This window comes from Roseofilum sp., from assembly GCF_982964205.1.
The window spans coordinates 7,822-18,641 of sequence record NZ_CEZBFX010000099.1; the positions used below are offsets into that span (position 1 = coordinate 7,822).

Sequence of the window (10,820 nt, forward strand, 5' to 3'; positions counted from 1 at the left end):
TCGCACTCTCAAATATCTTCACATCTTTTTAGATCGAGGGCATCTCAACCCATATTAACTCAATCGGGCGAGGGACATTTGACCAAAGTCAGGGACTAGGGAATAGGGAGAAGACTGGCTAGAATTTACAAGGGTAAGGTTCCACCATTCCATTGATGATTAGGATCGGGATAAAAAGTGACTCCGCCACCTTCGCTACCACCACAACGAATGGCTATTATCCAACCACCAGGGACTTTTGCACGCCATGCACCAAGTCCCCCTGTTGGTTGATTCTTACAGTCCAGTTTTTGCCAATAGAATTCTGCCATGTAATTTCTTCCTTAATATTCTGAAAAACGGGATAGATAATCTGGCGATCTCACAGAGCAGAAATGCTATTGTTTCAAAAGAAAGTAGTATAAAGTAGCTAGTTATGAGCGATTGAATGAATATGCAAATTTTGTGAGGAGTATTAGGTTGTTGCTATATAACCAGTGGGTTTGAGAGCATCGATCAGCATATCACTGGTTATATTTGCTTTTTGATCAATGGAAACAGCGATCTCCTTTTTGCCGACATTTACTTTTACTCTTACAACACCATTGACCTTTTGCAAAGCCTGTTTTACCGTATCAGCACACATCTGACAATGGAGATCGTCACACTTGAGTGCAATGTCGTTAGCTGGCTGTTTTTGAAAAAACCATTTCATATTTGTCATTCATGAGCATAACTTCTAGTTGATTTTACTGCAACTCTTGCAACAGGGCATCGGTTCGGCTGAACCTACAGATTTTCTAAAGCATTTTAGGGATCAATTCTGGGGCGATCGGGGCTGTATTATAAGTGTAATGTAAATCCTCGGGTTTTATACTACAATTAAGATCGAGACTTTCAGTTCTCACTGAGAAAACGATCGACTATCCACGATTCATGCAGTTTACTGGGCTATTTGAAACTCATATTACTGTTAGCGTGAAGGACTTAGATGAGGTCGAAAAACTTCGCCAATGGAGCGCCGATCGCGGCTTACAATGTCTTCACATCCTTTTAGATCGAGGAGTTACCCCATCTCAACCTATGTTAACCCGATGGGGCGATCGCTTGACGCTGGGATGACTGCAATTGTTGCAGTTCTAGCCGAGTTTGCTGCGATCTCTCCCGTTCTCGTTGCACTTGGAGGAGCAATGTTACCTTCTTCCCATTATCCGTAAGTGCGGCGATCGCCCCTTGTGCCATAATCCGTAAACTGTTAAGATATGTTAAGTCATCTCTCAACCGGTCACTAAATCCTATGGGTGCTGCGGTATCTCTGGAAAACGTCTGTAAAGTCTATAACAAAACTCCGGTAGTCGATCGCCTCTCCTTTGCGATTCAACCTGGAGAAATGTTTGGCTTACTCGGGCCCAATGGAGCAGGAAAATCAACTACCATTCGCATGTTAACAACCCTCACCCGACCAACCGACGGGGAGATCGAAGTTGCTGGCTATGATGTGGTGCAACAAGGACAACAGGTAAAGCGTAAAATTGGCGTGGTATTGCAACAAACCAGCGTCGATATTGACTTAACCGTTTGGGAAAATATGGAGTTTCACGGGCGCTTACATCATATTCCGAATCGCGTGCGCCAAGAGAAAATTAATCAATGGTTAGAGTATGTCGAATTAGCCGATCGCCGTCAAGACCCCGTTAAAACCCTCTCTGGGGGGATGAAACGCCGTCTACAAATTGCCAGAGCGCTGCTCCATGAACCCGATATTTTATTCCTAGATGAACCCACTGTCGGCCTAGATCCCCAAACCCGTCGGCGGTTGTGGGAAATTATTCGTGGCTTAAACGAGCAGGGAATGACCATGTTACTGACCACCCATTATATGGAAGAAGTGGAATATTTATGCGATCGCATCGGCATCATGGATGGGGGACATTTAATTGAACTGGGAACCCTAGAAGAATTGCGGCAAAAACATGGAGAAGGCTTAGTCATCAAACAAAAAGGCGATCGCTGGGATTACCTGTTTTTCCCCGACTTAGCCGCAGCCAACGAGTATCTAGAACAGCAACCCGATAAAACCGGTTTCATGGTTCGCCCCTCGAACTTAGAAGATATCTTTGTCGAATTAACCGGAAGACAGTTAGACTAAAGGGTCTAGGTTATCAGATCCCAATTATGCCCCGTTTAGCCACTACAATTGAAGCGATTCTCTACTTAAAAGGTCAACCCGTTAGCTTAAATGACTTGTCTGAATTAGCCCAATGCAGCAAGGAAGATACCGAAGAAGCCTTAATTGAGTTAATTTCCGATTATGCTCACCGGGATAGTGCCCTAGAAGTGTTAGAAACCCCTTCTGGCTATAGTCTGCAATTACGAGAATCCTTTCAAGATCTCACCCATAATTTACTTCCGGCTGAGTTAGGGGTAGGTGCGCTGCGAACCTTAGCAGCTATTGCCTTAAGTGGTTCCATCTTACAAACCGAATTAGTAGACTTGCGCGGCAGTGGCGCTTATCAGCATGTCGGAGAACTGGTAGAATTGGGATTAGTGCGTAAACGCAAAAAAATGGGCGATCGCACCTTTCGCCTACAAGTCACCCCTAAATTTCATCAATATTTCCAATTAGAAGACCTCCCCCAACCCTTCAGCTCCCTGAAAGAAAGTTTAGTCGCGTCCCAAGCACTCGAAGAACCAGAAACCGAATTACCCAAACTCGAACCCTCTTAAATCAAAAACTAGATTTCCTCAAGGGGTGACAAAGAGGCTCGATGGTAGAGAGTGTGGGGGGTTGAGGCGGTGAACGCTTGAACTCACAGTCAGCTGTGAGGTAGGCAATTTCAGCATCGGGGAAAAGACTCTCAAAACTCTCGAGTAAATCCAGCCGTTCATCACTGTTGCTATTACCCCGTTTGTCGAGCATCGTCAACAGCAAGCGCGATACAGCACTTTTCGATGTTATGAGGTACAGTAATCGAAATTTTCCTTGAGAGTGCCTTCCCATGAAAAGCCGGAAGAATGGGCATTATAGCGTGAAAAATGGTTTTCCTATTACCTATTACCTATTACCTATTACCGCGCGAAGCGCTGTAATCTTGTTGCCGATACGGGATTCTCGGAAGGGGCTGGAGATCGCCCCTTCCTTGTCATGGTAGGCATAATTTAACACCTGTAGGGTCGAACGGCCGTTCAACCCTACAACCCGGTCTCATTATTATTAGAAATGACTGGGGATTTAGGGGGATCGAGATGTACCGCTTCAGCAAAAAAAAGTGCTGTAACCCTGACTACTAAGGAATGGGAGGAGTAAATACTTCAGCTCCCACTTGCATTTGAGCCGCGGACATGGAGACAAAATTACTACTGTTTAAGCCTCCAGTATAATCCACCAAAACGCCTAAACTTTGTCCGGTTGCTGCAATGCGGATTAAGGTATCGTTAGCCGAGCTACCGGCTAAATTACCACTGATGTCAAACTCCAGGGCAGAGAAAGTTAAACCATCTGTCAGACCAATCAGATCTTGCGTAGCATTCCAATCGAGAATTTGATCGATTAAACTTGTATTATCACTAGCTTCATCAGTACGGAAAACAAAGGTGTCTGCATCTGCACCACCGGCGAGTAAATCAGTCCCTAGATCGCCAATGAGCAAGTCTTGTCCCGCGCCACCATTGAGCAGATCGTTACCTTGTCCACCGCGAAGGGTATCATTGCCTGCATCCCCAGAAATTTGGTCATTACCGAGATCTCCGCGCAGGAGGTCATCGCCCTCTTCACCAGAGAGAAAATCGTCATTTTGGCCGCCTAAAATGCGATCGCCTCCTGCCGCTCCTCGTAGAGTATCATTACCTTCATTCCCTAAAATCACCTCACTTAAGGATGACCCAGAAACCTGGTCATTCCCATTCAAAGCCCACACTCCGCCTGGATAGTTCATCAGGGAGTTTCTCCCCACTGTAGAACTTAGAACAATCACATTATCAATATCGGTCCCGATCAGACGAGCAATGGCAAACCCTGAGTCAGGAGTCAGAGTAAGATCGGTTGGGGTTGGGGTCGGGGTTGGGCTCGGAGGTGCTGTCGGCTCACTTGGAGTGGGAGTGGGAGTCGGTTCACTTGGAGTCGGCGTTGGAGTCGGCGTTGGCGTTGGAGTCGGCGTTGGCGTTGCTGTCCCGACTTCTACAGCAGCAGAACCCAAAGAAAAGGTCGAACTAGCACGACCGGTTAGATCGCCAAAAAATAGGAAATTAGAAGTGTCATAAGGATCAAAGGGTAATTGAGGATTAGAAGTCGTTGGATCGAAGTTATAGTTGCGAAGAGATCCCGTTAAAATTTGGTTACCATCGGCTGAAAGCGTATAACTATTACCCTCAATTGCCAGAGTATAGTTAGTCGGATTGCTAGTATTAAACTGAGCGGATTCACTGGGCGTAAAATTAATATCTTGGGCAACAATCTGATTTTGTTCAAAATCGAGTTCAATCTCGCTTTGACCGCCATTGCTGACAGCTAGAACACTGAAGCCAAACCGGGTGGGATCGGGACTATTTTCTGAATCAATCACTAAATTAAAGGATATAGTATAGCCAGCCGTGGGATCGAGATTAGGAAAATTAGCATTAACTGGAGTGATTTGAAGGGTTTGTAGGTTAGCTTGGTAATTGGTGTAACCGACAAAACCTGTTTGTCCATCTCCAGTAAAATCTGTATTGAGAGTGACTCGATTATTTCCTAGGGTCTCACTAGCCGCAGGAGCAGCGGGAGGGGGAAGAATTTGTTGTAGGGTCAGTTCACCTTGTTGGCCTGGCCGAGTGCCTAAAGTTCCGTCAAAAAGAGTAGTTACCAAAGTTCGATCCTCACTAAAAATGGATGGCTATAATTTAGGTTATTCCAGACTACAACGGCAGGGGTTCAATTTCCTGCTCGTCTTGAATTTACGGGATCAGAGGAAAAAAGACATTAGAACCCACTTGTAAATCGTTTTGAGTAATACTCGTAAAGTTAGCTGGCCCTAAACCTAGGGTGTAGTCTACAACAATTCCTAGGCTTTGCCCGGTTGCACCAATAATAATCAAAGTATCGTTGGCTCCTCCTCCAGCTAGGTTGTGACTCGTATCAAAGCCGAGGTTAGAAAAGCTTAATCCATTGGTCAGGCCAATTAAGTCTTGGGTGGGATTCCAGTCCAGGATTACATCTACGAAATTGGGGTTAAGGTTGGCTTCATCAGTACGAAAAACGAGGGTATCAAAGCCGGCCCCTCCAGAGAGGTTATCAAATCCTAAATCTCCGATAATAAAATCTTGGCCAATTCCCCCGTTAAGGACATCGTTACCTTGACCTCCTCTAAGGGTATCATTCCCTGCTTCCCCAAAGAGTTGGTCATCACCCAGGTCTCCTCGGAGGAGGTCATCTCCGTTTTCACCAAAGAGGAGATCTTCATTTTGTCCTCCTAAGAGGCGATCGCCCCCCGAACCTCCTCGCAATTGATCGTTGTTCAAGTTCCCTAAAATGACTTCATTTAGATTAGACCCAAAGATCGTGTCGTTTCCTGCTAGGGCCCAGACTCCTCCAGGATAGTTGATTAAGGAATTCTGTCCCGGTGTAGAATTCAAGACAATAAAGTCATTAAAATCTGTTGCCAATAGACGGGGGAGAAAGAAGGAAAAATCAGGAGTAGCTACCATAAGTATCAGGGAATAGGGAATAGGGAAATCCTAGGGTGGGCAGGCTCACAAGTCAAATGCTTCAATTTCAACCCGAATATCCTGCCCACCCGGCCGTGTTGTTAGCGATCTTCGCGCAGTTTATCGAGTACACTGCGGTCTTCTAGGGTGGAGGTATCTCCCGCAATTTCTTGGCCTCCAGCGAGCGATCGCAGTAAACGACGCATAATTTTACCCGATCGCGTTTTCGGCAAAGCATCGGTAAAGCGAATTTCTCCAGGACGAGCCAGGGCCCCAATTTCACCCACTACATGCTGCTTTAACTCTTTCTCCAGGTCTTCTGAAGCACTATACGTGCCCTCTAGGGTAACAAAAGCAACTATTTCTTCCCCTTTAAGGTCATCCGGTTTCCCGACTACAGCCGCTTCAGCGACCGAAGGATGGGAAACCAGAGCCGATTCAATTTCCATGGTTCCCAAACGGTGTCCAGATACATTAACCACATCATCAACCCGGCCCATCACCCAGAAATAGCCTTCCTCATCCTTACGCGCTCCATCGCCAGCAAAATAGAGATATTGGCCATCTTTGGGAGGAATATGTTCCCAATAGGTGCGTCGGAAGCGATCCGGATCGCCGTAAACAGTTCGCATCATACTCGGCCAGGGATGGCGAATCACCAAGTAGCCTCCCTGATCGTCCTCAACTCGATTACCTTCTAGGTCTACGATATCGGCCAAAATGCCAGGAAAAGGAAATGTAGCTGAACCCGGTTTAGTTGGAATAGCTCCAGGCAAGGGAGTAAGCATAAATCCACCAGTTTCCGTTTGCCACCAGGTATCGACAATGGGACAGTTTTCATGGCCGATAATGCGGTGATACCACATCCAAGCCTCTGGGTTAATGGGTTCACCCACCGTTCCCAGAATTCGTAGGGAAGAGAGGTCACGGGCGTTAGGATGATGTTCTCCCAGTTTAATAAAGGCGCGAATGGCAGTTGGAGCAGTATAGAAGATGGTTACGCCATATTTTTCGACTACATCCCAAAAGCAACCGGGGTTAGATGCACGGGGGGCCCCTTCATACATGACCGTTGTGGCTCCATTGGAAAGTGGGCCGTAAACAATATAGCTGTGGCCAGTAATCCAGCCAATATCAGCCGTACACCAATAAACATCGGTTTCTTGCAGGTCGAAGGCCCATTTGAGGGTCATGTGGGTGTAGAGGTTATAACCGCCCGTGGTATGGACAACACCTTTGGGTTTGCCTGTGGTTCCGGAGGTGTAGAGGATGAAAAGCATATCTTCGCTGTCCATGGGTTCGGCTGGACAGTTAGCGGAGACTCCGGCTTGTAGGTCGTGCCACCAGTGGTCGCGGCCGGGTTCCATATGCACTTGTTGGTTGGTACGTTGGACAACAAGGACGTTATCGACGGAAGGAACGGCATTATCGGCGATCGCCTTATCGACCTGTGGTTTCAAGGAAACAATCTTATCTTTACGCCATCCTCCATCGGCAGTAATGACCAGTTTAGCTTCAGCATCCAGCAGTCGGTCTTTGAGGGCTTCGGCACTGAATCCGCCAAAGATGACGGTATGGGGTGCGCCAATGCGGGCACAGGCTAAAAGGGCGATCGCCGCTTCCGGAATCATGGGCATGTAGATCCCCACGCGATCTCCTTTTTGCACCCCTAACTGTTTCAATACATTGGCCATTTGGCAAACTTCTCGATGCAGTTGGGCGTAGGTCAGGGTGCGCGAATCTCCCGGTTCTCCTTCCCAGATGAGGGCAGCTTTATTTTTGCGCCAGGTTTTCAAGTGGCGATCGAGGCAGTTATAAGAAATATTAATCTTTCCACCCACAAACCACTTGGCAAAGGGGGGTTCCCAGTCTAGAACTCGATCCCACTTTTCAAACCAATCTAATTCCTGTTCTGCCAGTTCTGCCCAGAAGCCTTGGGGGTCAGCTTTGGCTTTTTCGTAGAGCTGTTGGTACTCTTCCAGACTTTTGATCTGGGCATTTTGGGCAAATTCTGCTGAGGGGTGGAATTGACGTTTTTCTTTAAGGATCGATTCAATTGTTGGTTGTGACATGCTATAGAGATGATCTTAACTAAAGGTCTATCACTCTTTGTAATCCAGAATCAGCCCAATAGAGATTGAGTTCCATTAAGCTTAAGATTTGTGCTATGCTCCACCCTGGTCATCAGTTCTAAGGAAAATGCCGAAAACCCCGTAAATTCATTCCAGGGATGAAGGCATTCTGAAGAAATCCTTCTCACCAGGCCTTGATATTGGGGTCTTGCCAAGTGTAAGAATTGGGAAAAACAAAATTCGTGAAGGATAAGGAAATACTTGTATCGAGCGCTTTCACTTGATGCCACCAGCCTACAGGAACAAAAATAACTTCTCCCGGTTGTAAGACTTCTTCAATCATTTGCACATTCTTAAAGAGGGGATATTTCTGATAATCGGGATTCTCGCAGTCCACCTTACTAAATACTCCGACATAATTGTAAATTAGAGGAGTTTGTTGGGGAGAAATTAAGCGCCAGCGTTTACGACCATAGACTTGAGCCATCATTAAGTTCACGGGATCGTGGTGCAGGGGGGTAATGGTTCCACTCGGTCCAAACCAGAAGAACACGCGATTATGGGTTTCTTCTGGATTAAGCAGTTCGGGGAAAAAGATGATATCGCCGAGCAGTCCTTTTAATTCTTCGCGCTCTAAGTTTTGGTTATTGGCGACCATATAATAATCATTATTTTCGCCCCCATTCAAGACTCGATCGGTATAGTCTCCCAGCAAGATAGTTTTGCGATGTTTTTCACATTCAATTTCATATTCACGGTTACGGTTACGGTTGGCTTGGATTTGCACCTCAACATGGCCATATTTTTCTTTTAAGTATTCCGGTGACCAAGTTTTCATCGCCGGCCAATCTTGCATTAAATCGGTTAAGATCACTGGGGTATTGGTGGCATAATAGCAGTCGAGAAATTCCTGTCTGGAAACGCCCGATCGCCGCTCAATCCGATTCGCCTGAGACGAAAGTGCCGCGAGTTGCTGTTGAATGGCGAGGGTTGACTCTAATTTTCGCAGCAGTTGGGCCATATTGTTCCCAGCTTGATAGGACGGTTCCGCCATCACTTGATTAATGGCAATGCGGGCGATCGCCGGATCGATTCCCTGTTGTTTCATCGCCTCAATCATGGACTGTTCGGGCTTATTATGCAGTTTATTTAAGGCGATCCACCGTTTCCAGTTCTCTGGGATTTGGGGTTGACTGGGAGGGAGTTGTTCTTGAGCTTGAGGCATCCACTCTAGGTTCACCTGTTGTTGATTATTCACCGTAATCCGCAAGGGCGGTAAGGTAATTGTCATCGGTTGAGGTTCTGTCATTATTTTTCTTAGGTTACAAACGACTATTAATCACCAAAATATCCAGTGATAGCATTACAAAGGAGCAAAGCTAAAAGCCTTCTCTCCATTCCCCTATCCCTCCACCCTCACCTTTCATCCAAGCTCGTGTTCCGAACTGTTGAACTGAAGCAGAGGCAATCTTAGCTGATTGAGCCAAGGCTTCTGCAAAGTCTAATTCTAGAGAATAATAACAAAATGCACCATGGAGAATATCACCAGCGCCTAATGTATCGACTGCCGAACCTTGAGGAACCGCAATGTGGCTCTGTTTCCCTTGAGTATAGTAGGCGATCGCTCCTTCTCCCTGGGTAATGGCAATTTGAGGAATGCCTAAATCGATTAAATAAGCCATCACTTGTTCGTGGGTGTCACATCCAGGGGGATAGAAATTCGCTGAGGTAATAACCGTATCGGCTAACGCCAGAACCCCTTCAAATCCAGGTTTCCAACTGCCTCCATCGATAATAATGGGAATTTTCCCAGCCTTAGCTATCTGAGCCAATTCTTGACTCATCGCCATTTGATGACCATCGATTAACAGAACCTGTATATTGTCTAAGAGAGCGCTAAAATCTGGATTCCAGGCTCCTTGTGCATGAGTTGCATTAATCGAAATTACGGCGCGATCGCCCCCTGGTTGAGTGACTAAAATCGAGGAAACGGGTGGAGGATCGATCCGTTGCGAGTCAAGATCGATGCAGTGAACCCCATAAACTTCTAAATCTGTCCGAATGAGACGACTGAGGGGATGATTCCCCACACTGGCGAGGAGTTGGGTTGAGCCACTATTTTTGTGTAAGCGCCGCAAATACTCGAAGGAGATCGCCGCATTCGTCGCTGGACCACCCGCCGCCACGGTATAATCCACAGCAACGAGTTTCTCATTCACCTGGGGAATTTTGGGTGTTAGATAGAGGAAGTCTAACGTTGCCAACCCCACAAATAGAGCAGATTTTTCCATACTTAGACCATATGTAAAATTTTAGGCGATCGCAAATCCAGTATGGGGGCGAATGTGTGGCGGGTGAAAACCTAAAACAATATCCGATTTCGGCACACCCGCTTCCAATAATTTCTCCGTAATGCTATCTTCAATCCCATCGCGATGAATCCAGATTTTACCATCAATAATCTGGGCATGGGTAATCATACCATGAACGCGATGTTTTCCATCCCAACCGATAATCACCAACATAAAGTGATGGTTCGTCCAATCAGCAATCACATGGCTCTTAATGTCACCATGGCTATAGGGAATTTGGGCATAGTAGTCTAGAAATTCTTGGATCAGTTGACCATATTCATTTACTCTATCCATTGGCTTATTTCCTGTGATGTTTCATCAAATCTCAACACTTTAACTTGATTGGTGCGAATGGCAATTTGAGCTATTTTTTCATCAAAAAAATCAAAATAAACCAAATCAGAAACTGCTAAATACAACTTACGGTCTTGATGAAGATGTGATTCTTGCATTAATCCTCTGTAAAGCACATATTGACCTAAAGCATTTTCTAAATCTTGTACAGGAGATGGACACACAAAACTTTTGACCTCTACAGCAATTCGTTGGTTATCTTTTTCGGCAGCTAACAGCTTCTCTGCACCCAGATCGACATAAACCGTTCGGCCTCCGACGGCTAAGGAGAGTGGATCGTTGGTAATTTTTCAGCCATCTTTAATTAAAGCTGTTTTGACTGTTTCATGATAGATACAGCGCTTTGCGCTGTGATGGGGGGATAGGGGGATGGGGGGAT

13 protein-coding genes and 1 pseudogene are annotated in these 10,820 nt (G+C 46.1%); 3 read left to right on the forward strand and 11 right to left on the reverse strand.

Features of this window, described 5'->3' with window-relative positions:
* Positions 1-125: 125 nt before the first annotated feature.
* Positions 126-311 (reverse strand): hypothetical protein, encoded by a 186-nt coding sequence (locus AC3A14_RS19110; RefSeq protein WP_318735448.1) that lies wholly within the window; start codon positions 309-311, stop codon positions 126-128.
* 143 nt (positions 312-454) lie between these two features.
* On the reverse strand, positions 455-694 hold the full coding sequence (locus AC3A14_RS19115) for a heavy-metal-associated domain-containing protein (protein WP_318735445.1): 240 nt from the start codon (positions 692-694) through the stop codon (positions 455-457).
* Between the two features lie 221 nt (positions 695-915).
* Here AC3A14_RS19115 and AC3A14_RS19120 point away from each other — a divergent pair, with 221 nt between their 5' ends.
* On the forward strand, positions 916-1,101 hold the full coding sequence (locus AC3A14_RS19120; RefSeq protein ID WP_318735442.1) for a hypothetical protein: 186 nt from the start codon (positions 916-918) through the stop codon (positions 1,099-1,101).
* On the opposite strand, the gene AC3A14_RS19125 is transcribed toward AC3A14_RS19120, so the two are convergent.
* A complete protein-coding gene (locus AC3A14_RS19125) occupies positions 1,066-1,260 on the reverse strand; it encodes a hypothetical protein (protein ID WP_318735439.1) in 195 nt (64 codons plus the stop codon). The genes AC3A14_RS19120 and AC3A14_RS19125 overlap by 36 nt on opposite strands.
* Before the next feature lie 16 nt (positions 1,261-1,276).
* On the opposite strand from AC3A14_RS19125, the gene AC3A14_RS19130 reads away from it, so the two are divergent.
* Together AC3A14_RS19130 and scpB are read left to right on the forward strand one after the other, a co-directional pair.
* Positions 1,277-2,128 carry an ABC transporter ATP-binding protein gene (locus AC3A14_RS19130; protein ID WP_318735436.1) on the forward strand — a complete coding sequence of 284 codons (852 nt, stop codon included), beginning with the start codon at positions 1,277-1,279 and terminating at the stop codon, positions 2,126-2,128.
* A gap of 26 nt (positions 2,129-2,154) precedes the next feature.
* Positions 2,155-2,706, forward strand: a complete 552-nt coding sequence (scpB, locus tag AC3A14_RS19135) for an SMC-Scp complex subunit ScpB (protein WP_318702341.1) — start codon at positions 2,155-2,157, stop codon at positions 2,704-2,706.
* A gap of 79 nt (positions 2,707-2,785) precedes the next feature.
* On the opposite strand, the pseudogene AC3A14_RS19140 reads toward scpB, so the two are convergent.
* The 8 genes and pseudogenes from AC3A14_RS19140 to AC3A14_RS19175 all read right to left on the reverse strand — a co-directional run.
* Positions 2,786-2,911: pseudogene (locus AC3A14_RS19140) on the reverse strand (IS4 family transposase); the annotation flags it as partial.
* Between the two features lie 355 nt (positions 2,912-3,266).
* Positions 3,267-4,823, reverse strand: coding sequence for a calcium-binding protein (locus AC3A14_RS19145; protein WP_318735876.1), 1,557 nt, complete (start codon positions 4,821-4,823; stop codon positions 3,267-3,269).
* A gap of 88 nt (positions 4,824-4,911) precedes the next feature.
* Complete coding sequence (locus AC3A14_RS19150) at positions 4,912-5,661, reverse strand: calcium-binding protein (RefSeq protein WP_318698284.1); 750 nt, start codon at positions 5,659-5,661, stop codon at positions 4,912-4,914.
* 101 nt (positions 5,662-5,762) lie between these two features.
* Entirely contained in the window at positions 5,763-7,733 is a 1,971-nt protein-coding gene (acs, locus tag AC3A14_RS19155; protein ID WP_318735873.1) for an acetate--CoA ligase, read from the reverse strand.
* Between the two features lie 184 nt (positions 7,734-7,917).
* The gene (locus AC3A14_RS19160) at positions 7,918-9,042 is read right to left on the reverse strand and encodes a cupin-like domain-containing protein (RefSeq protein ID WP_318735871.1); all 1,125 of its coding nucleotides are present in this window, start codon (positions 9,040-9,042) and stop codon (positions 7,918-7,920) included.
* Positions 9,043-9,112: 70 nt separating this feature from the next.
* The gene (locus tag AC3A14_RS19165; RefSeq protein WP_318735868.1) at positions 9,113-10,024 is read right to left on the reverse strand and encodes a PfkB family carbohydrate kinase; all 912 of its coding nucleotides are present in this window, start codon (positions 10,022-10,024) and stop codon (positions 9,113-9,115) included.
* Positions 10,025-10,045: 21 nt separating this feature from the next.
* On the reverse strand, positions 10,046-10,381 hold the full coding sequence (locus AC3A14_RS19170; RefSeq protein WP_318699798.1) for a XisI protein: 336 nt from the start codon (positions 10,379-10,381) through the stop codon (positions 10,046-10,048).
* On the reverse strand, positions 10,369-10,728 hold the full coding sequence (locus AC3A14_RS19175; protein ID WP_318735878.1) for an element excision factor XisH family protein: 360 nt from the start codon (positions 10,726-10,728) through the stop codon (positions 10,369-10,371). Before AC3A14_RS19175 ends, AC3A14_RS19170 begins: the two co-directional genes overlap by 13 nt.
* Between the last annotated feature and the right edge of the window lie 92 nt (positions 10,729-10,820).